15 protein-coding genes and 1 tRNA gene are annotated in these 22,231 nt (G+C 71.1%); 10 read left to right on the forward strand and 6 right to left on the reverse strand.

The window, feature by feature from the left end; translation table 11 throughout:
- Positions 1-6: 6 nt before the first annotated feature.
- The 3 genes from mutY to mutM all read right to left on the reverse strand — a co-directional run bounded on the left by mutY (position 7) and on the right by mutM (position 4,084).
- Positions 7-1,086 (reverse strand): A/G-specific adenine glycosylase, encoded by a 1,080-nt coding sequence (mutY, locus tag H566_RS0115925; RefSeq protein WP_028312210.1) that lies wholly within the window; start codon positions 1,084-1,086, stop codon positions 7-9.
- 110 nt (positions 1,087-1,196) lie between these two features.
- The gene (locus H566_RS25710) at positions 1,197-3,194 is read right to left on the reverse strand and encodes a dynamin family protein (protein ID WP_051378863.1); all 1,998 of its coding nucleotides are present in this window, start codon (positions 3,192-3,194) and stop codon (positions 1,197-1,199) included.
- A gap of 56 nt (positions 3,195-3,250) precedes the next feature.
- Positions 3,251-4,084, reverse strand: a complete 834-nt coding sequence (gene mutM / locus H566_RS0115935; protein ID WP_028312211.1) for a bifunctional DNA-formamidopyrimidine glycosylase/DNA-(apurinic or apyrimidinic site) lyase — start codon at positions 4,082-4,084, stop codon at positions 3,251-3,253.
- A gap of 88 nt (positions 4,085-4,172) precedes the next feature.
- Here mutM and H566_RS0115940 point away from each other — a divergent pair, with 88 nt between their 5' ends.
- The 10 genes from H566_RS0115940 to H566_RS25725 all read left to right on the forward strand — a co-directional run bounded on the left by H566_RS0115940 (position 4,173) and on the right by H566_RS25725 (position 17,068).
- On the forward strand, positions 4,173-5,954 hold the full coding sequence (locus H566_RS0115940) for a tetratricopeptide repeat protein (protein WP_028312212.1): 1,782 nt from the start codon (positions 4,173-4,175) through the stop codon (positions 5,952-5,954).
- Positions 5,955-6,004: 50 nt separating this feature from the next.
- Positions 6,005-6,652, forward strand: coding sequence for an outer membrane lipoprotein LolB (locus tag H566_RS27620; protein WP_169732545.1), 648 nt, complete (start codon positions 6,005-6,007; stop codon positions 6,650-6,652).
- A 305-nt stretch (positions 6,653-6,957) separates the two neighbouring features.
- On the forward strand, positions 6,958-7,815 hold the full coding sequence (gene ispE / locus H566_RS0115950) for a 4-(cytidine 5'-diphospho)-2-C-methyl-D-erythritol kinase (RefSeq protein WP_034412033.1): 858 nt from the start codon (positions 6,958-6,960) through the stop codon (positions 7,813-7,815).
- A 49-nt stretch (positions 7,816-7,864) separates the two neighbouring features.
- Positions 7,865-7,941: transfer RNA gene (locus H566_RS0115955), tRNA-Gln, on the forward strand.
- A gap of 114 nt (positions 7,942-8,055) precedes the next feature.
- On the forward strand, positions 8,056-9,012 hold the full coding sequence (locus H566_RS0115960) for a ribose-phosphate pyrophosphokinase (protein ID WP_245591388.1): 957 nt from the start codon (positions 8,056-8,058) through the stop codon (positions 9,010-9,012).
- A gap of 90 nt (positions 9,013-9,102) precedes the next feature.
- Positions 9,103-9,690, forward strand: a complete 588-nt coding sequence (locus H566_RS0115965) for a 50S ribosomal protein L25/general stress protein Ctc (protein WP_028312215.1) — start codon at positions 9,103-9,105, stop codon at positions 9,688-9,690.
- A gap of 54 nt (positions 9,691-9,744) precedes the next feature.
- Positions 9,745-10,329 carry an aminoacyl-tRNA hydrolase gene (gene pth, locus H566_RS0115970; RefSeq protein ID WP_028312216.1) on the forward strand — a complete coding sequence of 195 codons (585 nt, stop codon included), beginning with the start codon at positions 9,745-9,747 and terminating at the stop codon, positions 10,327-10,329.
- Between the two features lie 161 nt (positions 10,330-10,490).
- On the forward strand, positions 10,491-11,582 hold the full coding sequence (gene ychF / locus H566_RS0115975; protein WP_028312217.1) for a redox-regulated ATPase YchF: 1,092 nt from the start codon (positions 10,491-10,493) through the stop codon (positions 11,580-11,582).
- A 173-nt stretch (positions 11,583-11,755) separates the two neighbouring features.
- Complete coding sequence (locus H566_RS25720) at positions 11,756-13,009, forward strand: GSCFA domain-containing protein (RefSeq protein ID WP_084545188.1); 1,254 nt, start codon at positions 11,756-11,758, stop codon at positions 13,007-13,009.
- Positions 13,010-13,126: 117 nt separating this feature from the next.
- A complete protein-coding gene (locus tag H566_RS25725; RefSeq protein WP_169732546.1) occupies positions 13,127-17,068 on the forward strand; it encodes a DUF748 domain-containing protein in 3,942 nt (1,313 codons plus the stop codon).
- Between the two features lie 183 nt (positions 17,069-17,251).
- Here H566_RS25725 and H566_RS0115990 read toward each other — a convergent pair whose 3' ends face one another.
- The 3 genes from H566_RS0115990 to H566_RS0116000 all read right to left on the reverse strand — a co-directional run bounded on the left by H566_RS0115990 (position 17,252) and on the right by H566_RS0116000 (position 22,230).
- Positions 17,252-18,370: a choice-of-anchor A family protein gene (locus H566_RS0115990; RefSeq protein ID WP_028312218.1), complete on the reverse strand. Its 1,119-nt coding sequence runs from the start codon at positions 18,368-18,370 to the stop codon at positions 17,252-17,254.
- 357 nt (positions 18,371-18,727) lie between these two features.
- Complete coding sequence (locus H566_RS25730) at positions 18,728-19,681, reverse strand: methylated-DNA--[protein]-cysteine S-methyltransferase (RefSeq protein ID WP_156924464.1); 954 nt, start codon at positions 19,679-19,681, stop codon at positions 18,728-18,730.
- Between the two features lie 143 nt (positions 19,682-19,824).
- Positions 19,825-22,230, reverse strand: coding sequence for a xanthine dehydrogenase family protein molybdopterin-binding subunit (locus tag H566_RS0116000; protein ID WP_028312219.1), 2,406 nt, complete (start codon positions 22,228-22,230; stop codon positions 19,825-19,827).
- Between the last annotated feature and the right edge of the window lies 1 nt (position 22,231).

Here is a 22,231-nt window from a genome sequence, read left to right on the forward strand (position 1 = left end):
TGACGGCTATTCCGCGCCGAACAGGCCGCCGCGCTGGCTGGCGTCGATGTCGAGCAGCACGCGCTTGACGGGAGCGGGCAGGGCGGCGGTTTCCGCATCCGCGAGCGGCAGCCAGACTCGGCCGGGTTCTTCCGCGCCGGCCGGCTTGCGCACGAGGCGCGCGAGCATCGGCGTGAAGTTCAGGCGGAAGTGGGTGAACTGGTGCTCGCGCGGCGCGAGCGGCCGGGCGACGGCTTCGGCGTCGAGGCGGGCGAGGGCAGCGTGCAGCGCGGCTTCGTCGGCGAATTCGGGCAGGGTCCAGAGGCCGCCCCAGATGCCGCTGGGCGGGCGGCGTTCCAGCAGCACGTCGTCGCCTTGCAGCGCGAGGAGCATGACGGCGCTGCGCGTGGGGATGGCCTTCTTCGGGCGCGGCGCGGGCAGTTGCGCGGTGCGGCCGTCGCGCAGCGCGACGCAGTCGGCGGCGAGCGGGCAGGCGTCGCAGCCGGGCTTGCCGCGCGTGCAGACGGTGGCGCCGAGGTCCATCAGCCCTTGCGTGTGGCTCTCGATGGCGCCGGGTTCGTCGGGCGGGAGCACTTCGGTGGCGAGCGTCCAGAGCTTCGCTTCCACCGCCGGCGCGCCGGTCCAGCCCTCGATGCCGGCCCAGCGCGCGAGCACGCGCCGCACATTGCCGTCGAGGATGGCGCCTCGTTCGCCCGAGCTGAAGGCGGCGATGGCGGCGGCGGTCGAGCGGCCGATGCCGGGCAGGGTTTCGAGCGTGGCGGCGCGGGTGGGGAAGACGCCGCCGTGGTCGCGCATGACGGCGATGGCGCAGGCGTGCAGGTTCCGCGCGCGGGTGTAGTAGCCGAGGCCGGCCCACAGCGCCATCACGTCGCCGTCGGGCGCGGCGGCGAGGTCGGCGACGGTCGGGAAGCGTTCGAGAAAGCGGCCGTAGTAGGGGATGACCGTGGCGACCTGGGTCTGCTGCAACATGATTTCGGACAGCCAGATGCGGTAGGCGTCGCGGGTCTGTTGCCAGGGGAGGTGATGGCGGCCGTGGCGGCGCTGCCAGTCGACGAGGCGGGCGGAGAAGCTTGCGGTATCGGGCATCGGCCGATGATGCCAGCGGCGGCGGGCGGCACTGGCGTTGGAGAAGCGAGCCCCAACGCGGTTCGCGGCCCGCGTGATTCGCCGCGCAGCCGCCGACCGGCCGTGCTTCGTCAGCCCGCCGTGCCGGGCACCGGCGCAGCCGCGCCTGCCACCATTGCCGAGGCCGAGCCGCTGATGCGCATGCGCGGCACGTCGGTGGCCGTGAGCGGCTGCACCTCGGTGGCGATCTGGATGCGCAGCTCCTGGCTGCGCGCGTCGTGGTCGGTGGTGAGCTGGGTGGCGAACGTGAGCTGGCCGCGCAGTTCGTCGACGCGGTCATCGAGTTCGTGGCTGGCCTCGTGCACGCGGCGGATCGACTCGAGCCGGCGGCGCAGATCACGCTGGTACTCGCGCACCTGCGATTCGATGGGCGTGAGCGCGCAGTCGAGCCAGGCTTCGGCGTCGCGGCCGGCGCGGTCGAAGATGTCGCGCACGCCCTGGGCCATGGCCGCGAAGAAGCGCTCGACCAGATTCGCGCGCAGCCGCGTCACGATGTTGAGCGCGCCGAAATGCGCGTCGGCCTTGCGCCGCAGCCGGTCGATCGCCTCGACGTAGCGGCCGAGCTTGAGCTGGGGCGCGGGCGGGATGGTCATGCTGCGCTCCACCGCGAAGCGCTTGCCCATCGCGTTGACGAGCGACTGGATCTCGTCGAGCGTCGATTGCGCGATGCGCATGCGCTCGCCCAGGGTGTCGAAGTATTCGTGCATCGAGCCGCGCAGCGGCGCCGAGAAACGGTGCTGGATCATCTTGTCGCGCGCTTCGCGCGCCGCCTCGTTGACCGCCTCCTCGCCGAGCACCGCCCATACCTGGTTGGACAACCGCGTGAACACCGCGCGCAGCGCCACCAGCTGCTTGACCAGCTGGTCGAAGTCGCTGCGTTCGTTCTGGAGCCGTTCGAGCATGCGGTCGACGGCGACGGTGTTCTTGCCGCGCAGCGATTCAAGTTCCTCCAGTTGCTCGGCCACGATGCGCTGGCGCCCGACCAGCAGCGAGCGCGCCTCGCGGTCGACGGCCGCGAGGTCGAGCGCGAGCTGGGTGCGCACGATGCGCTGGCGCTGCTCGACCAGGCGCTCGGACAGCGCGGTCTCGAAGGCGCCGACACCCGAGCGCGCGAGCAGCTCGTCGTCATGGTCGATCTTGGCCAGCAGCGCCTTCTGCGCGCTGAGCGCGAACACCTGGTCGCGCTCGAGGCCGAGGGTGCGGGCGCTTTCGTCGACCTGGCGCGCGATCTCGGCCTCGATCTCGGCCGGCGTGCGCAGCGCGTCCCACATCGCGTCGATCTTGTTGAGCACCACCACGCGATGGCTCGACGCCATGCCGCCCAGGTGCTCGCTCCAGACCTCGTGCTCGGACAGCGTCACGCCGGTGTCGGCGGCGAGGATGAACACCACCGCGTCGGCGCCCGGCAGCAGGTTGAGCGTGAGCTCGGGTTCGCTGCCGAGCGCGTTGAGGCCCGGCGTGTCGATCACGACCAGGCCCTGCTCCAGCAGCGGATGCGGGAAGTTGATGATGGCGTGGCGCCAGACCGGGATCTCGACCGTCGAGGCCGGCTCGTCGTCGGCGGCGAGGCCCAGTTCGCGCGCCTCGGCCACCGGCGCCTCGCGCGTCTCGGCCACGCGGGCGAGCGCGGCGGCGACGGCGTCGGCGTCATCGGTGCGGAAGTTGAAGCTGGTCCAGGCGTCGGGGCGCTGGCGGTAGTCGGAAGTGGTGGCGGCGCTGGCGCGGGTCTCGATCGGCAGCAGGCGGATGCAGGCCGGCAGCGACGGGTCGTACACCAGCTCGGTCGGGCACATCGTGGTGCGGCCAGCGGCGCTCGGCAGCATGCGGCGGCCGTAGCTGGCGAAGAAGACCGCGTTGATCAGCTCGCTCTTGCCGCGCGAGAACTCGGCGACGAAGGCCACGCTGAGCTTCTCGCCCCGCAGCCGGTCGAGCATGCGGCCGAGCGCGGCCGAGACGGCGGGGCTTTCGAGACCTTCGCCCGACAGCCAGTCGCGGTGGCGCGCGATGGCCTGGGCGAGGGTGCTGCGCCAGCTGCTGTAGTCCTCGACCTGGCGAGCGAATTGGCTCATCGGGGGTGCTCCGTCGGGTAGTGCTTTGGGGGTTCGGGCGACGGTAGCACGCGGTTTCAATGCTGACAGGTCGAGCACCAGTAGGTTGCGCGCTGTCCTTGACGGATTGCTCGCACGGGATTGCCGCAGGCCCGGCAAGGCTCGCCGGCGCGGCCGTAAACCGCGGTTTCGAGCTGGAAATAGCCGGGCGAGCCGTCGCTGCGGGCGAAGTCGCGCAGCGTGCTGCCGCCGGCCTGGATCGCGCGGCCGAGCACATCGCGGATGGCGGCGGCGAGCCGGTCGCAGCGCTCGGCCGACAGTCGCCCCGCCGGCGTGGTCGGCCGGATGCCGGCCAGGAACAGCGCCTCCGACGCATAGATGTTGCCGACGCCGACCACGATGTCCCCCGCCAGCAGCACCTGCTTGATCGCCGTGCGCCGCCCGCGTGACAGCCTGTGCAGCAGCGCGCCGTCGAAGCCGGCCGAGAACGGCTCGATGCCCAGGCTGGCGAGCAGCTTGTGCTCGTCCAGCGGCCCGTCGGCCCGCGCATGCCAGACCACGGCGCCGAAGCGGCGCGGATCGGTCAGCCGCAGCAGCTGCCGGCCCGCTGCGCCGTCGAACACCAGATCGAAGTGGTCCCACGGCCCCAGTGCCGTGCCCTCCGGCAGAACCGAAAGCCGGCCCGACATTCCAAGGTGGATCACGAGCCAGCCGGGCTCGGTCTCGACCAGCAGGTACTTGCCGCGCCTGCCGACCGCGAGCACTTCCCGGCCCGTGACCTGCGCGGCGGCCTCGGCGGCGAGCGGCCAGCGCAGCGCCTTGCCGGAGAGCCGGATCGCGACCACGCGCGCATGGAGCAGATGCGGCTCGACGCCGCGCCGCGTGACCTCGACTTCGGGCAGTTCGGGCATGGGAGCTATCGGAGGCTGAACGCAGGAATCGGCCCGCGTGCATGGACTATGCTTGCCGCGAACCACCACATGTGATCGGGCAGGGCGAATGGATATCGGAAGGCTCAAACATTCTAGTCGGGCGATCTGCCTCGCCTTCGGCCTCGCGGGCCTGCTGCCGGCGCTGCCCGCGTGCGCCATGCCGGGCCGCGTCGCGCTGGCCCAGGCCGACGGCGCCGCCGCCCCGCCGCCGGTCGCGCCCGCCGCCGAGCGCAAGCTGCCGGCCGAGCGCTTCGACGCGCCATCGATGTACCAGATCCTCATGGCCGAGATCGCGCTGCAACGCGGCGAGATCGCGGCCGGCTTCACCACCTATCTGTCGGTCGCGCGCACCACCGGCGACGCCCGGCTCGCGCGGCGCGCGGTCGAGATCGCGCTCGCGCGCCGCGACATCGAGGCGATGCTCGAAGCCACGCGGCTGTGGGCCAGGCTTGCGCCCGACGACCGCGACGCCCAGACGGCGTTGCGCGGTCTGCTGGTCGAGTCGGGCCGCATTGCCGAGGCCGAGCCGCTGCTGCGCGACTGGCTTGCCGGCCTCGCCCATCCCGAACTGGCCTTCGGCGAATTGCAGCAGCAGGCTTCCCTCGGCAGCGACAAGTCCGCCACGTTCCAGGTGCTCGACCGCCTTGCCGAGCCCTACAAGGATCAGCCGCAGGTGCGGCTCGCCCTCGCCCGCGCCGCCTTCGGCGCCAGCCAGCGCGAGCGCGCTCTCGACGAGGCCCGCGCCGCGCTCAAGCTCGACCCGTCGAGCGAGATGGCCGTGCTCATGACCGCCGAACTGCTCGGCCAGACCGACGCGCCCGGCGCGCTCGCGCTGCTGCGCGATCACGTCAAGGCCCATCCCGACAGCTACGAGGTCAAGCTCGCCTATGCGCGCGGTCTGGCCCAGTCGGGCGACGCGGCCGGCGCGCGCGGCGTGATCGCACCGCTCATGGAGCGTTCGGCGCCGCCGCGTCTCATCGCCGCCGCCGCCGCCATCGCCTACCAGATCAAGGAACCCGAACTGGCCCGTACCGGCTTCGAGCGCGCGATCGACGCCGCGCGCCGCCAGCCCAACAACGGCGGCCTCGATGTCGATGCCGTGCGCTTCGGCCTCGCCCAGCTGCTGGAGGACAGGTGCGACTACCGCGGCGCGGCCGACACGCTGCGCGGCGTGCAGGGCGCGCGCGCCTTCACCGCGCAACTGCGCGCTGCCACGCTCACCGCCCGCGCCGGCAAGGTCGATGACGCCCGCGCCATCCTGCGCGGCATGACCGCGCGCGACCCGTCGGAGGCGATGCAGATCACCCTCACCGAGGCCCAGATCCTGCGCGATGGCAAGGACGCGGCCGGCTCGTTCAAGGTGCTGTCCGACGCGCTCCAGAAGGCGCCCGACGCGCCCGAGCTGCTCTACGACTACGCGCTCAGCGCCGACAAGGTCGGCCAGCCGGCCGAGATGGAGCGCGCGCTGCGTCGCGTGATCGAACTGCGCCCGGACGAGGCCCAGGGCTACAACGCGCTCGGCTATTCGCTCGCCGATCGCGGCGAGCGGCTCGACGAGGCCGCCAAGCTCATCGACCGCGCGCTCGAAATCTCGCCCGACGACCCCTTCATCATCGACAGCAAGGGCTGGGTGCTGTTCCGCCAGGGCCGCTTCGACGAATCCATCGCCACGCTCCAGCGCGCCTACAAGCTGCGCAGCGATCCCGAGATCGCCGCCCACCTTGGCGAGGTGCTCTGGACCGCCGGCCAGCGCGACGCCGCCCAGCAGACCTGGAAGGCCGCGCGCGCCCAGGACCCCGCCAATGAGACGCTCGTCGAGACGCTCGCGCGGCTGAACGTGCGCTTCTGATGCGGCGGCAGTTGCGATCGGACGCCGGCGCCGGGGCGGAAAAGGCCGGCGTGTCGGCCGGCAACGGCGGCGTCATCGTGGCGGCGTGGATCGGCCTGAGCCTGCTGGCGGGGTGCGCCGCGCTGCCTTCGAACGGCGGCAATGGCGGCGGTGCCGCTCCGGCGACGCCCGCCGACACGCGCGCCGTCGCGCCGGTCACGACCACGGCGGTCGGCGCCGACGACATTCCGTCGCTCATCGTCGCCGGTCGGCTTTCCGTCACCACCGACAGCATCGAGCCCGACCGTTCGCCCGACTACAGCGGCGGCAGCTTCACCTGGACCGAGCGCGGCGACACCACCTCCATCGCCTTCGCGACGCCGCTCGGCCAGATCGTCGCCGAGCTGTGGATCGAGCCGGGCCGCGCGCGCATGTACAGCAATGCCGGCGAGGAAGTCGCTGCCACGCCCGAGGCGCTCGCCGCGCGCCGGCTCGGCTCGCCGCTACCCGTCTCGGGCATGCGCGACTGGCTGCGTGGCCGCGACCACGCCGGCCGCCAGCGCGCGCCGGAGGTCTTCACCGAGGACGGCTGGACGATCAGCTACCCGCGCATGGCGGATGACGACGCCCGGCCCGCCGTGATCCGCCTGCGCCGCGCCGGCCCGCCCGCGATCGATGTGCGCATCGTCATCGACGAATGGAGCCTGCCCGTCCGCTAGCCTGTGCCGACCGCCGACCGCCGACCGCCGACCGCCGACCGCCGACCGCCGACCGTCGACCGTCGACCGCTGACCGCTGACCGCTGACCGCTGACCGCCCGGCGCCGAACAATGGCGGCGCCAGCCGTGGTGGCGCCCCGCGCATGGCGTCGCCGGTGGTGTCGATGCGGCTTCGTTCGCGCCTCGGCCCCGTGTTCAGGCTTTGCCAGCCAATTCGCCTTCCGCGCTTCAATTTCCCGCTCCCGATTTCTTCAGGACTGCCCGTGGTGATGCCCTCCATCCGCTGGCTCGATGACGGCGGCGTCATGCTGCCCGCGCCCGCCAAGATCAATCTCTTCCTGCATGTCGTCGGCCGTCGCGCCGATGGTCGGCACCTGCTCCAGAGCGTCTTCCGCATGCTCGACCTCGCCGACGAGATAGAGCTGCATCCTCGCGCCGACGGCCGCATCGAGCGCATCACCGGCATGGACGGACTTCCACCCGAGCAGGATCTCGCCGTGCGCGCCGCCCTCGCGTTGCGCGAGGCCTCCGGCTGCACCGCCGGCGTGACTCTCGGCGTGCACAAGCGGATTCCGGCGGGCGGCGGACTCGGCGGCGGCTCGTCCGATGCCGCGACCGTGCTGCTGGGCCTCAACCGGCTCTGGAAGCTCGACCTGCCGCGTGCCCGACTCATGGAGATTGGTCTCGCGCTCGGTGCCGACATTCCCTTCTTCATTCATGGCCGCAGTGCCTTTGCCGAGGGCATCGGCGAGCTGCTGACGCCGGTCGAGCTGCCTCTGGCCAACTACCTTGTTGTTTTTCCGGGAGTCGCCGTCCCCACCGCCGAGATTTTCAAGGCGCCAGAGTTGACACGCGATACGGGACTCACTACAGTAGAGAGCTTTTCGGAAGCCATGCTTTTGGGTGCTTGCGGAAACAGCCGGCAAACACTGGGCTTCGGTCGCAACGATCTGGAGCCAGTCGCTGCAAGGCGGTATCCACAGGTTCAAGCCGCGCTCGACTGGCTGCAAGCCAAGTTCAGGCAAGGTCGGATGAGCGGCTCGGGAGCCAGTTGCTTTGCCCAGATCAGCGGCGCAGGCATATGGCAAGGCGAGTTGCCTGAAGGCATGCGGGCCGAAGTCGCAAGTGGAATCGATGTGCATCCCTTGCTTGACTGGGCCTGATCGCTGACGAAAAAGCAGTCATCCGTGCATTGCCGTCAGGCAGTGCATTAGGGGAGTCGCCAAGTTGGTCAAGGCACCGGATTTTGATTCCGGCATGCGAGGGTTCGAGTCCTTCCTCCCCTGCCAGCGCACAGCCCGCCAGGGTCTCCTGGCGGGCGTTTTGCTTTGTGGGGCGCGCTTTTCTGCATGTGCGCGTTCTCACGCGGTCCGTTCGTCAAAGCTCTCGTTCTTCCGCACGCCATGACACCCGTCGCCGACAGCCTGATGGTCTTCACCGGCAATGCGAACCCCAAGCTCGCCGCCGAAGTCGCCCGCAACCTGAATGTCCCGCTGGGCAAGATGACCGTCGGTCGCTTCTCCGACGGCGAAGTGATGGTCGAGATCAACGAGAACGTGCGCGGTCGCGACGTGTTCGTTATCCAGTCGACCTGCGCCCCGGCCAACGACACGCTGATGGAGTTGATGGTCATGGTCGACGCGCTCAAGCGCAGTTCGGCCGGCCGCATCACCGCCGTCATTCCCTACCTCGGCTATGCGCGCCAGGATCGCCGCACGCGTTCGGCTCGGGTCGCGATCAGCGCCAAGGTCGTCGCCAACATGCTCCAGGTCGCCGGTGTCGACCGCGTGCTGACGATGGATCTGCATGCCGACCAGATCCAGGGTTTCTTCGACATCCCGGTCGACAACATCTACGCCTCGCCGGTGCTGCTGGGCGACATCTGGAAGCAGGACATCAAGAACCTGCTCGTGGTGTCGCCGGACGTGGGCGGCGTGGTGCGCGCCCGCGCGATCGCCAAGCGTCTCGACAGCGACCTCGCCATCATCGACAAGCGCCGCCCCAAGGCGAACGTGTCGGAGGTGATGAACATCATCGGCGACGTCGCCAACCGCACCTGCGTGATCATGGACGACATGGTCGATACCGCCGGCACGCTGTGCAAGGCGGCCCAGGCGCTCAAGGACCACGGCGCCCAGCGCGTGCTGGCCTACTGCACGCACGGCGTGCTCTCGGGCGGCGCGGCCGAGCGCGTGGCGAATTCGGCGCTCGACGAGCTGGTCGTGACCGACACGATCCCGCTGCGCGACGACGCAGCCAAGTCGGGCAAGATCCGCGTCCTTTCGGTGGGCGCGCTGCTCGCCGAGACGATCAATCGCATCACCAAGTCGGATTCGGTCAGCAGCCTGTTCATGGAATGAGGCTGCCGGCCATCGCGATGCCGGCCTGAGCCGGCATCTTCACCTCGTGCGTGCCTGGTCGCGGGCCGCACATGCCAACGGAGCAATTCAATGCAAATCGAAGCCATTTCGCGCAGCCTGCAGGGCACCGGAGCGAGCCGCCGCCTGCGTCGCGCGGGCAAGGTCCCCGGCATCGTCTACGGTGGTGCCGCCGCCCCCGTGTCGATCGAGATCGATCACAACTTCCTGTTCCACGCGCTGCGCAAGGAAGCCTTCCATTCGTCGATCCTCGACCTGAGCATCGATGGCGCCGCCGCCGGCCAGGTCCTGCTGCGCGACTTCCAGATGCACCCGTACAAGCAGCTCGTCCTGCACATCGACCTGCAACGCGTCAGCGCCACCGAGAAGCTCCACACCAAGGTGCCGCTGCACTTCGTGGGCGCGGAAGAGTCGCCGGCCGTCAAGCTCGGCCACAACGTGGTCAGCCACGTCGTCACCGAACTCGAAGTCCTGTGCCTGCCCAAGGACCTGCCCGAGTTCCTGACCGTCGACCTGAGCAAGCTCGAAGCCGAAACCTCGGTGCACGCCAGCCAGCTCGCGCTGCCCGCCGGCGTTGAGCTCGCCGCCGCGTCGGCCGACGTGACCGTTGCCAGCGCTGTCGCGACCGCCAAGGGCGCGAGCGACGCCGCCGCCGAGTAATCCTCCGGCGCACCAGCAGAAGGCCCGCCCCGCGCGGGCCTTTTTTCTGCCCACATGAAACCCATCAAGCTCATCGTCGGCCTCGGCAATCCGGGCGGCGAATACGAGGACACGCGCCACAACGCGGGCTTCTGGTTCGTCGACCGGCTCGCGCGCCGCGCCGGCGCCACGCTGCGCGCCGAGAAGAACTGGAACGCCTTCGTCGGCAAGGGTCAGCTCGGCAATTCGCCGGTGTGGCTCATGCAGCCGCAGACCTTCATGAACCGCTCGGGCGTGTCGGTGTCGGGCATCGCGAGCTTCTACAAGATCACGCCCGAGGAAATCCTCGTCGCGCATGACGAGCTCGACTTCCTGCCGGGCGTGGTCAAGTTCAAGAAGGGCGGCTCGTCCGGCGGCCACAACGGGCTGAAGGACATCGACGCGCGCATCGGCGGACGCGACTACTGGCGCCTGCGCATCGGCATCGGCCATCCGCGCTCGCTCGCGCTGAACCAGCAGGTGGTGGATTTCGTGCTGCACCGGCCGAGCCGGACGCATCAGGACGAGATCGACCGCGCCATCGACGACGCCATCGACGTGATGGACGACTTCGTGCGCGGCGACGGCGACAAGGCCGTCGCGAAGCTGCACGCGCGCTGAGACCGTCCGGCCCGCGCCAGTGCGGCAGATGACAGGCGCGGCCGGCCGGACGGCTGGCGTGCCGCCTCTCCGCCCACCGCGCCGTATCCGCCGCCAGCGCTGACCGAACCCCGCCGGAGCCGCCTAGCTACACTCCGCGCATTCTTCTGATCGGAATTCCCATGAGCCTCAAATGCGGCATCGTCGGGCTGCCCAATGTCGGCAAGTCCACCCTGTTCAACGCGCTGACCAAGGCCGGCATCGCGGCCGAGAACTATCCGTTCTGCACGATCGAGCCGAATACCGGCACGGTCGAGGTGCCTGATCCGCGCCTCGTCGCGCTGAGCGCCATCGTCAAGCCCGAGCGCGTCATGCCCGCGATCGTCGAGTTCGTCGACATCGCCGGTCTGGTGGCCGGCGCGAGCCAGGGCGAAGGGCTCGGCAACCAGTTCCTCGCGCACATCCGCGAAACCGACGCGATCGTGAACGTGGCGCGCTGCTTCGAGGACGAGAACATCATCCACGTCGCCGGCCGCGTCGATCCGATCAGCGACATCGAGGTCATCCAGACCGAGCTGTGCCTGGCCGACATGGGCACGGTCGAGAAGTCGATCCACCGCTATCAGAAGACCGCGCGCAGCGGCGACAAGGAAGCCAAGAAGCTGGTGGACATCCTCGAACGCGTGCAGGCCCAGCTCGACCAGGGCCTGCCGGTACGCGCGCTCGACCTGAGCGACGACGAGCGGGCGCTCATCAAGCCGCTGTGCCTCATCACCGCCAAGCCGGCGATGTTCGTCGGCAACGTGGATGAAGGCGGCTTCGAGAACAACCCGCACCTCGACAGGCTCAAGGAATACGCGGCCAAGCAGAACGCGCCCGTCGTGGCCATCTGCGCCAAGATCGAATCGGAAATCTCCGATCTGAGCGACGAGGACAAGGCCGTGTTCCTGGCCGACATCGGCATGGAAGAACCGGGCCTCAACCGCCTGATCCGCGCCGGCTTCAGCCTGCTGGGCCTGCAAACCTATTTCACCGCCGGCGTGAAGGAAGTGCGCGCCTGGACCGTGCCCGTGGGCGCGACCGCGCCGCAGGCGGCCGGCGTGATCCACACCGATTTCGAGCGCGGCTTCATCCGCGCCGAAGTCATCGCCTATGACGACTTCATCGCGTTCAAGGGCGAGCAGGGCGCGAAGGAGAAGGGAAAGATGCGGCTCGAAGGCAAGGAATACGTCGTGAAGGATGGCGACGTGATGCACTTCCGGTTCAACGTCTGACGCTGGCGTCGGCGTTAGCCCCCTGCCGGCCGGCTCGCGTCACGCACGACCCGATCAGCCGGAATGCTGTGCTAGCTTGGCCCGGGCTAGTCGGGTGGCCATGCGCATCGCCCGCCTGAGCGCCCGGGCAAGCCCCGGGCACGGCTGATTCCAACCGCTCCCGAGGCTGATGCATGTCGATGGTCATTTACGAGCAGGACGGCGTGAGGCGCCGTACCAGCGGATCCTTCTATCGCGGTGAAACCGTCAATTACCACCCGCAGGATGCGTCTTTCGAGCGTGCCGATGCCATCGAGCAATATTTTGTGCATGGCTGGATGCCGGAAAAGGGATTCGTCAGCAAGAACACGCCCATCGTTGCATTCGGCTCCTGTTTTGCCGCCAATATTTCGAAGTATCTGCATGCGCGCGGCTATGACGTACTGACCAAGCGCGACAACAAGTCATACGTGACTTCAATGGGCGACGGCATCGTCCATACCTTTGCCTTGCGACAGCAATTCGAATGGGCCTGGCTCAGGAAGGTGCCCACCGTCGAACTCTGGCATGGCTACAAGGCCGAGCAGTTCGGCTATTCCGAGGATGCGCGGCGCGATACCGAGATGCTGTTCAACCGAGCGTCGGTATTCATCATCACACTCGGCCTGAGCGAGATCTGGTACGACGAACCGACCGGCGAGGTGTTCTGGCGTGCGGTGCCGGCCAGCAAGATCGACCCGTCGCGCCACAAGTTCCGCGTCTCGACCCATGCCGAGAATCTCGAGAACCTGCGCGCCATCCACGCGCTGATCCGCCGTTTCCGGCCCGAAGTGCCGGTGCTGTTCACGGTGTCGCCCATTCCGCTCACGGCTACTTTTCGGCCGGTGTCCTGCATTACCGCCAATTCGGTTTCGAAGGCGATATTGCGCTCGGCACTCGATGAATTCATTCGCGAGGCCAATGATCCGAAGCTGTTCTATTTCCCGAGCTACGAGATCGTGATGCATGGCTTCAATCATCAATGGATCGATGATCGCAAGCATGTCTATTCGCATGTGCTCGATTTCAACATGAAGGTGTTCGAGCATTTCTTCTGCACGCCGGGATTGCCGCGCGAAGAACTCGAAAGCTCGTTCCGGCGCGCGCTGCTGCTCGACCAGGCGATCGGCCGTGAAGGCCATTCGGTGGCGGCGGTGAAGCCGGCGACCGAGCGGCGGCCGCTGCTGACGCGCGACGAGCGCATCGAGCAGCGTCGGGAAGCCCGCCGCGCGGCGCGTGTCGCCGAGCGCATCCAGCAGCGCAAGCAGGTCAAGGCAGAGGCGACGGCCGCCGCCGTGCCGGCACGAAAGATTGCCTCGGCGGCCGCTATGCCCGCTGGCGTGCCGGTCCGGCCGCGGCGCGGCTGGCGCGCGCGGCTGGCGGCCTGGTTCGGGCGCCACGCTGCCTGAAGCCGGCGCACCGGCACGCAAGCGAGTGCCCGGGCAGTCGGACAGGGCCGACGGACGTGATCGTGACGGATGCCGCCGAGCGCCGGCTTCCGCGATGATCGCGGCCCGGAGGTCCAGATGAATTCCCAACTCTTGCGCCAGCGCGGCCCGCGCGTGGCGCTGGTCGTCGCGGCGGCGCTGCTCCTGCTGCATGCACTGTTCGGCTTCTTCGGCGTGCCCGCGCTGCTGCGCTGGGCCGCCGAATCGTTTGGCCAACGCGAACTCGGCCGCGCGCTGCGGATCGACGCGGCGCGCTTCAATCCCTACACGCTCCGGCTGGAACTGGATGGCGTCACGCTGGCTGGTGCTGGTCCTGGTGCTGGTGCTGGTGGCGGTGGCGGTGGCGGTGGCGGTGGCGGTGGCGGTGGCGACGCGCCGGGCGAGGCGACATCGGCCGGCGCGGACGCGGGAAATGGCGTGTCCGCCAGCGCCACCACGCCTGCCCCGCCGCCGCAGCTGAGCCTGCGCGCGGCCACGGTCGACCTGTCCTGGGCTTCGCTCTGGCGCCTCGCGCCGGTGGTGCAGGCGCTGCGGCTCGACGGGCTGGCGCTGAACGCGACCCGGCTCGCGCCGACGCGCTTCGATTTCAGCGACATCGTCGACCGGCTCGCCGCGCGGCCGCCGTCGCCCGACAGCGGACCGGCCCGCTTCTCGGTCAGCAACATCGAGATCAGCGACGCGAGCCTGGTGCTGGACGACCGCGTGCGCGGCCGGCGCGACGAGGTCACCGGGCTCAGGCTCGGCATTCCCTTCGTGTCGAGCCTGCCGGTCGATGCCGACGTCTGGGTCGAGCCGGTGCTGGCGCTCGATCTGAACGGCGCGCCGCTGAGTGCCAGCGGCCAGCTGCTGCCCTTCGGCGCGACCGGCGTGGAAGCGCGGCTCAAGCTCGCGCTTGACGGGCTCGACCTGCCCGGACTGCTCGGCTTCGCGCCCTTGCCGCCCGGCATCGGCCTGCGGTCGGGGCTGCTCGACGCCGATCTGACCCTGAGCTACCGGGCGCCGCGCGGCACGGCCGAGGCCTCGCCCGAACTCGACATCGGCGGCAGCCTGGCGCTGCGCGAGCTGGCGCTGGCAGGCCCCGAGCCGCTGCTGGCCTTCCGCCGACTCGCGGTCGGCATCGACACGCTCAAGCCCCTGGCGCGCGAGCTGAAGCTCGGCGAGGTGAGGCTGGAGACGCCGGAGGTCGAGCTGCTGCGCGACGCGGGCGGGAGCAACTGGCAGCGCTTCGTCGCGCGGCTGATGGCGGGCGAGAAGGCGGCCGGCGGCGACGCGGCGGATGTGCCGGTCGCGGCAAGCGGGTCTTCGCCGGCTGCCGGTGCCCCGGCCGAGCCCTGGCGGTGGTCGGTCGCGCGGCTGGCCATCGACGACGGCCGGCTGCATCTCGTCGACGCGACCGTCGGCGCGCAGCGCCGCGTGCAAGCGCTGTCGCTCGACCTCGCCGATCTGGCCGGCACGCCCGGCCAGCGCGCCAAGCTCAAGCTGCGCGCCGCCACGCCCGAGGGCGAGACGCTCGCCATCGACGGCAGCCTCGCGCCCGCGCCGCTGGCCGGACGCCTGCGTGTCGCGCTCGCCGGACTGGCGCTGGAGGGCGCCGCGCCCTGGCTCGCCGACGTGCTCGACGGCAGCCTCGCCGGGCGGGCCGACGTGGCAACGACACTGGATTTCTCGACCGGCGCCGCCGGTCGCCTCGGCCTGCGGCTCGACGGGCTTGTGCTCGACGCGCGGACGCTGCGCCTGCGCGGGCCGGCCGGCAGCGGCGCCGAGCTGGATGTCGCCCGGCTCGCGCTCGATGGCGGCACGGTCGATCTGACGGGCCGTGCCGTCGCGCTCGGCCGACTGGCGATCGAGACGCCCCGGCTGGGCCTGCGCCGGCTTGCCGACGGCAGCATCGGCTGGCAGCGGCTGGTGAAGGTCGGGCAGCGCGGGCAGGGCGGGCAGACCACGCCGGCCGGAACCACGCCGGCCGGAACCACGCCGGGCGAAGCCGACCCATCCGCAAGCGCCCCGGCCTGGAAGCTCTCCCTCGCCGGCCTGCATCTCGCCAGCGGCAGCGTCGCCTTCGACGACCTCGGCGCCGACCCGCTGCCCGCGCTCTCCGTCGGCGGCATCGGCCTCGATACCGGCCGACTCGATCCGGCCAGCCCCGCGCCGGTGCCGCTGCGTTTCGCGGCCATGATCGGCAAGGGCCGCATCGGCGCCGGCGGCACGGTCGCGCTCGCGCCGCCGGCCGCCCGGCTCGATCTCGACCTCGCGCGGCTCGACCTCGCCCAGCTCCAGCCCTGGATCGCGCGGCGCTTCAATGTCGTGCTCGCGTCGGCGCCGCTGTCGCTGCGCGGCCGGCTCGACGCCAGCCTCCCGTCGGGCGCGCCGCCGCGTCTCGGCTACGAAGGCGGCGTGCAGCTCGACGACTTCCGTCTCGCCGAGGGCGGCGGACGTGGCGACCTGCTGCGCTGGCAGTCGCTCCAGACCGCGCGGCTCACGCTGCGCAGCGACGGCGGCGCGCCGCTGATCGAGACCGCGCCGGTCACGCTGGCCGGCTTCTACGCGCGGCTGCGGGTGTCGCCGCAAGGGCGGCTCAACTTCGCCGAGCTGGCGCATGCGCCGGACGGCGGCCGCGCCGGAGCGGCGGGCGAGGGCGCGCGCGCAGCCCGGCCCGATGGTGCGTCGGCCGATCCCGCGCGTGGCAAGGCGGATGCCGCCCCGGCCGCCGCCGGCGCGCCGCAGTCCGTACCGGGCGCGTCCGCCGCCGCTTCGGCCTCCGCGCCCGTCATCCGCATCGCCGGCATCGCGCTCGGCAACGGCTCGGCCGACTTCACCGACGACTTCGTGCGGCCCAACTACCGCGCGCGCCTGACCGATCTCGGCGGCGCGATCGGTGCGCTCGCCAGCGACGCCGCCGCGCCCGCGCCGGTCAGCCTCGCGGCGCGCATCGACGGCGAAGCGCCGGTCAGCATCACCGGCAGCATCAACCCGCTCGCGCCGCGCCTCGCGCTCGACCTGCGCGCCGACGCGCGCGGCATCGATCTGCCCGGCCTCACGCCCTACTCGACCAAGTACGCCGGTTATCCGATCGAGCGCGGCAAGCTGTCGGTGGACGTCAGCTACCGGCTCGACGACGGCCGGCTCGATGCCGAGAACCATGTCTTCATCGACCAGCTCAGCTTCGGCGAGCGCGTCGAGAGCCCCACGGCCACGAAGCTGCCGGTGCTGCTCGCGGTCGCGCTGCTCAAGAACTCGCGCGGCGAGATCGACCTGCGCCTGCCCGTCAGCGGCTCGCTCGACGATCCGCAGTTCTCGGTCGCGGGCCTGATCGGCCGCGCGCTCGCCAACCTGGTTGCAAGCGCTGTCACCGCGCCGTTCCGGCTGCTCGGCAACCTGTTCGGCGGCGGCGAGGAACTCGGCCGCATCGACTTCGCGCCCGGCAGCGCCAGCCTCGGCGCCGACGCCGCGGCCCGGCTCGACAAGCTCGCCGCCGCGCTGCGCGACCGGCCCGGCCTGCGGCTCGACGTGACCGGCCGCGCCGATGCCGCCCGTGACGACGCCGGCCTGCGCGCGGGCCGGCTCGAAGCCCGCCTGCACGCGCTGCGCGGCGATGCGCCGACCGGCGCGAACGCTGGCCCCGCCGCGCCCGGCGCCGATCCGCTCACCGGCCCGGCCGCGCCCTCGCACCGCACCAGCGATGCCGAGCCGGCGCCGATCCCGCCGGCCGAGCGCGCCGCGCTGCTCGTCCGGCTGTGGAAGGCCAGCGAGCTGCCCGACAAGCCGCGCAACCTGCTCGGTCTCGTCACCACGCCGCCCGCACCGGAGATCGAGCAGCGCCTGCTCGCCGCCGACACGATCGACGCCGCCGCGCTGCGCGGACTCGCGCTGGACCGCGCCCGCGCCGTCATCCGCAACCTCGCCGAGCGTGAGGGCGTCGCGCGCGAGCGGCTGTTCCTCAACGAACCGAAGCTCGGCGGCGATGCTGCCGCCGGTGAGGCGGCCGGCGGCGGCATTGGCGTGGAGTTCGGCCTGCGCTGAACATCAGGCCGCCAACCTGCCCGCGCGCGCCGCGCGCCCCGCCGGCGGCCCGGGAATCCTTCCGGAACCGACCGCGCCGTTCGCGCGCCGGATCGCCGGTTCCCTCCGCCGGGCGTCGCGCGCCAGCGTCGGCCGGGCCGGCATCATCACGCCGTCCCGGTCCTGCTCGTCATGCAAGCGCTTTCACGCCGCCAGCGACCGCGCCCGCGCGGCCATGCGCCGGCGCCGTTGCGCTCCCAGCGCGCCGACGCCCGCCACCATCAGCGCGAGCGACGAGGGTTCGGGCACGGCCGCGGTCACATCGCGCAGGCCGCCGCCCGAGAACAGCGTGTTCGGCCCGCTGCCGAAGTCGCGCACATGGAACTCCAGTCCCGACGCCGCGCCGCCCGCGCCCGACAGCGAATTGGCGATCAGCGTGCCGTTGAAGCCGCCCCAGCCCGCCGTCACATCCGCCAGCGGCGCCAGGAAGCTGCCATGCGCGCTGCCTTGGAAGGTGAGCGACGTCGCCTCGTACAGGTTGAACAGCACATGGTCGAGCGTGATGCCGCCGGCCGAGCTGAAGCCCGTGTTCGGCATCGACAGCGAACTGCCCGCCACGTTGATGACCACCGTCGCGCCCGCCGGCGCAAAGATGCTGAAGCCCGAATAGGCGTGGTTGAAGCTGTCCGCCGACACGTTGAAGAAGCTGGTGCTGCCTGGCGCCGCACCGCCCGCATTGACCATCAGGGCGCCCCATTGCAGGCCGGCGGTCGGGTCGGCCGCATCCACCTGAGCCGCCGACAGCGCGGTCAGCTCGCCGCGCGCCGCCGCGAAGTCCACCGGCAGCGTGGTGCTGCCCTGGGTCGCGCTGCCGTTGAGCGTGAAGCTCGACGTCTTGCCGAAGTTGCTGCCGTAGGTGACGTTGCCGTTGATCTGCCCCGCCGGTGCGAGCGTGACCGAGCCGCCCGCCGACAGGTTGCCGTCGAGCCGCAGATTGCCCAGCGAGGCATTGCCGCCCACGACGATGTTGCTGCCCGGGCGCAGCGTCGCGTTCGTGTAGGTCAGGTCGCCGCCCACCACCAGCGTCGGCTCGCTGCCGTAGGTCAGGTCACCCACCGGCATGTTGGTGAAGGTGGCGTTGCCGCCCACCGCGATGCGGCCCTGGGTGTCGGAAGTCTGGTTGCTGTTGCCGAACAGGAAGACGTTGAACCCCCCCGCCACGCCGAGCGCCGAGGTTGCGTGCGCGCTGCCGCCACCTGCCACCAGTCCGATCGCGAGCAGCAGCGGCTTGAGCCGGAAGTGCGGAGGTCGTGCGAGTCTCATGGTCCTGATTTCCCTTGGATTCTGTTGTTGGAAGTCGGACAGCGCAGGCTTGCAATGGCATGCGGGCCAGGGTTTGCAAGCGCCTGCATTGCCGTCCGGGAACAAAAGAGAAATCAGGGAAACACTTCCGCGCCGAGACAAAAGTCGCGCGATTCACTCGGGTGTCATGAGGTGCGGGGCTTTCTCTTATCCAGGGAAATCCAGGTCTGATGCTTGCCGCATGGCGGGCGGTCTAACCTGGGTGGGCGACTTCCGGCGGAGGGTGGGACAACAGTCGAGCCGGTGCCGCACGGGTGCGGCAGGGCCGACCCGACGCGCGTGAGTCGCCCTTCTCCGTGCCGCTCCGGAGCGGTTGCTTTACTTGTGGTCGGGCGAGTCGTGACTTGCCGGGCAGTCGCGCAGCCTGCCCGCGGCCTCGCGGTCGAGCAGCGCCCGCTTGCGCTCGACGCCCCAGCGATAGCCCGACAGGCCGCCATCGCCGCGCACGATGCGGTGGCAGGGCACGGCCACGGCCACAGGATTGGCGGCGCAGGCGCCAGCGACCGCGCGCACCGCGCGGGGCGCGCCAATCGCGGCGGCGATCTCGGTGTAGCTCGCGGTCCGCCCGGGTGGCACGGCGCGCAACGCCTGCCACACGCGCAGCTGGAAGGCGGTGCCGCGCAGGTCGAGCGGCAGATCGAGCCCGAGCCGGGGCGCCTCGACGAAGCCGATGACCGTCGCCACCGTGCGCTCGAAATCGTCATCGCCGCCCACGAGATCGGCTGCGGGAAAGCGGCGCTGGAGATCGGCCACGAGCGGCGCGGGATCGTCGCCGAGCAGGATCGCGCAGATGCCGAGGTCGGTCGCCGCCACCAGCACCGCGCCGAGCGAGGACTCGGCCACGGCAAAGCGGATGCGCGTGCGCGGCGCGCCGGCGCGGTAGCGGCCGGGCGCCATGCCGAGCGCGGCGTCGGCGGCCTCGTAGAAGCGGCCGCTGGAGCCGTAGCCGGCGGCGTGGAAAGCCTCGGTCACACTGGCGCCGCCGGCGAGTTCGTCGCGCACGCGGGCGGCGCGGCGGGCGGCGGTCCAGGCCTTGGGGCTGAGGCCGGTCACGGCCTTGAACACGCGCTGGAGATGCCAGGCGCTCAGGCCGGCGCGCGCGGAAAGCTCGGCCAGCGTGGGCGGCGTCTCGGCCGCGTCGATGTGGCGGCAGAGGTCGGCGACGAGCGCGGCGTGGGGATGGGCGGGCGCGGCGGGGAGGGACGAGCCGTCGGCGGCGATGGCGCGCGGGCCGTCGGTGTCATGCATGCGGGAGGGAAGGGCGGCGTCCATCGCGGGTCTCCGGGAGTGCGTGCGGCGATTGTCGCCAGCGGCGACGGCCGCTGCACTCCGGAGCTTGCGGTTGGCGCGCGGGTCGGGCGACGCCGCGCGGCCATCGACGCAAGCGGGCCGCGCGCAAGGCGACCCGCCCGCCGTCACGCCGCCGACTGCATCTCGAACGGCAGCGAGCGCAGCCGCTTGCCGGTGAGCTTGGCGACCGCGTTGGCAAGCGCCGGCGCGAGCGCGGGCAGGCCGGGTTCGCCCATGCCCGTCGGCGCGTCCACCGACGGCACGATGAACACCTCCACCACCGGCATGTCGGGCATGCGCGCGACCGTGTACTGGTGGAAGTTGGTCTGCTCGACCGCGCCGTCCTTGAGCGTGATCGCGGCGCCCGGCAGCGTCGTGCCCAGCGCCATCAGCGCCGCGCCTTCCACCTGAGCCTGCACCGTGAGCGGATTGACCGCGAAGTTGCAATGCACGCCGCCCCAGACGTGATGCAGCTTGGGCTTGCCGTCGGCGACGGACGCCTCCACCACATAGGCCACGACCGAGTTGAAGCTCTCGTGCAGCGCCACGCCCCAGGCATGGCCGGCCGGCAACCTGCGCTTGCCGTAGCCCGACTTCTGCACCGCGAGGTCGAGCGCCGCGAGATGGCGCGGATGGTTCGGCCCGATGAGCTTGCGGCGGTACTCGACCGGATCGGCGCCGGCATTGGCGGCCAGTTCGTCGACGAGCGTTTCCATGACGTAGGCGGTGTGCGTGGAGCCGACCGAGCGCCACCACAGCACGGGCACGTTCACGTCCATGTTGTGTACCGACAGTTCCATCGGCACGGCATAGGGCGCGCCCATGCCCTCGACCATCGTGCCGTCGATGCCGTTCTTGAACAGGAAGCCCTCGAACAGCGTGCCCTTGACGATGCTCTGGCCGACGATGCGGTGCTCCCAGGCCAGCACCCGCCCGCCCGCATCCACGGCGATGCGCGCGCGGTGGACGTGCATCGGCCGGTAGTAGCCGCCGCGGATGTCGTCCTCGCGGCTCCAGATCATCTTGACCGGCTCGGCATGGCCGTCGGCCGCCCAGGCACGGGCGATGCGCGCGGCCTCGACCACGTAGTCACTGCTCGGCACCGCGCGCCGGCCGAAGCCGCCGCCCGCCATCTCGGTGTTGAACTTCACCTTCGCCGGTTCGAGGTCGAGCGTCTTCGCGATCGCGTTCTGGTCGACGGTCTGGAACTGCGAGCCGCACCACACTTCGGCCGAGCCGTCCTTGAGCGCAATGGTGCAGTTGAGCGGCTCCATCGGCGCATGGGCGAGGTAGGGGAAGACGTATTCGGCCTCGATCACCTTCGCGGTCGCGCCGAGCGGCTCGGTGACGGCGGCGGTGCTGGGCGCGCCGGTGACGGTGGTGGCGCGCGCCGTGCCAGCGACGGTCGTCATGCCGCCGGCTGCCGCGCCCGCACGGTCGCCCGCGCCGAGCGGCGCCGTGAGCGGCCCCATGTCGGCGGCCATCGCGACCGTGCCCTTCTGCTTCGCGCGCTCGCGGTAGCTGGCGAGCAGGGCGGCGCTGTCGGGCTTCTCGACGGCGGAGGTGTCCCACTTGATGTCGAGCGCCTCGCGCGCCTGCTTCGCGGGCCAGTAGCCGTCGGCCACCACCGCGATCGCCTCGCCGCCCCGGTCGGCCGGGATGCGCAGCACCGCGCGCACGCCCTTCACCGCCTTCGCCTTCGCGTCATCGACGGACGCCACCTTGGCGCCGAACACCGGCGGATGCGCGACCACCGCCACCTTCAGCCCCGGCAGCTGGCGGTCGATGCCATAGCTCTGCCGGCCGCTCGACTTGGCCGTCGCGTCGAGCCGGCGCGTCGGCTTGCCGAGCAGGCGGAACTGCTCGGGCTTCTTGAGCATGACCGTCTCGGGCAGCGCGATGCCGGCGGCCGATTCGGCCAGCTCGCCGTAGCGCAGCCGCTTGCCGTCGGGCGCGATGACGGCGCCGTCGGCGGTGCGCAGCGAGGCCACGTCGAGCTTCCAGCGCTGGGCCGCCGCGTTGACGAGCAGCGCCCGCGCCGTCGCGCCGAGCGTGCGGTAGTGCAGCCAGCTGTTCTTGATCGAGTTGGAGCCGCCGACCATCTGGATGCCGAACACCGGGTCCTTGTAGGCGTCGCCGGCGGGCGCGAGTTCGGGCTTGATCTTGCGCCAGTCGCAGTCCAGCTCCTCGGCGATGAGCATGGGCAGCGCGGTCTGCACGCCCTGGCCGAAGTCGAGCCGGTTCACCTGCACGGTCACGCTGTCGTCGGCGCCGATGCTGATGAAGGGGCCGGGCGGCAGCGCCTTGGGCGGCGGCGCGGCGCCCCAGATCTGCGGCTTGTCGGTCTGCTCGCTGGCGGCGCGCGCGAGCGGCGCGAGGCCGAGCATGAGGCTGCCGGCGGCGGTCGAGAGCAGGAAGCGGCGGCGGTCGATGCGCACCTCGCCAGCGGCTTCGGTGGCGTCGATGAGCGGGGAGTCGGCCTGCGCGGCGGCGCGCAGCTCGGGGTCGGACAGGAAGCGGTCGAGTCGCATC

Source organism: Derxia gummosa DSM 723, assembly GCF_000482785.1.
Taxonomy (GTDB): domain Bacteria; phylum Pseudomonadota; class Gammaproteobacteria; order Burkholderiales; family Burkholderiaceae_E; genus Derxia; species Derxia gummosa.

Coding starts and splice junctions, on each gene's coding strand:
- mutY (WP_028312210.1), bottom strand. CDS start 1,086: ATGCCCGATACCGCAAGCTTCTCCGCCCGCCTCGTCGACTGGCAGCGC.
- H566_RS25710 (WP_051378863.1), bottom strand. CDS start 3,194: ATGAGCCAATTCGCTCGCCAGGTCGAGGACTACAGCAGCTGGCGCAGC.
- mutM (WP_028312211.1), bottom strand. CDS start 4,084: ATGCCCGAACTGCCCGAAGTCGAGGTCACGCGGCGCGGCGTCGAGCCG.
- H566_RS0115940 (WP_028312212.1), top strand. CDS start 4,173: ATGGATATCGGAAGGCTCAAACATTCTAGTCGGGCGATCTGCCTCGCC.
- ispE (WP_034412033.1), top strand. CDS start 6,958: ATGCTGCCCGCGCCCGCCAAGATCAATCTCTTCCTGCATGTCGTCGGC.
- H566_RS0115960 (WP_245591388.1), top strand. CDS start 8,056: ATGACACCCGTCGCCGACAGCCTGATGGTCTTCACCGGCAATGCGAAC.
- H566_RS0115965 (WP_028312215.1), top strand. CDS start 9,103: ATGCAAATCGAAGCCATTTCGCGCAGCCTGCAGGGCACCGGAGCGAGC.
- pth (WP_028312216.1), top strand. CDS start 9,745: ATGAAACCCATCAAGCTCATCGTCGGCCTCGGCAATCCGGGCGGCGAA.
- ychF (WP_028312217.1), top strand. CDS start 10,491: ATGAGCCTCAAATGCGGCATCGTCGGGCTGCCCAATGTCGGCAAGTCC.
- H566_RS25720 (WP_084545188.1), top strand. CDS start 11,756: ATGTCGATGGTCATTTACGAGCAGGACGGCGTGAGGCGCCGTACCAGC.
- H566_RS25725 (WP_169732546.1), top strand. CDS start 13,127: ATGAATTCCCAACTCTTGCGCCAGCGCGGCCCGCGCGTGGCGCTGGTC.
- H566_RS0115990 (WP_028312218.1), bottom strand. CDS start 18,370: ATGAGACTCGCACGACCTCCGCACTTCCGGCTCAAGCCGCTGCTGCTC.
- H566_RS25730 (WP_156924464.1), bottom strand. CDS start 19,681: ATGGACGCCGCCCTTCCCTCCCGCATGCATGACACCGACGGCCCGCGC.
- H566_RS0116000 (WP_028312219.1), bottom strand. CDS start 22,230: ATGCGACTCGACCGCTTCCTGTCCGACCCCGAGCTGCGCGCCGCCGCG.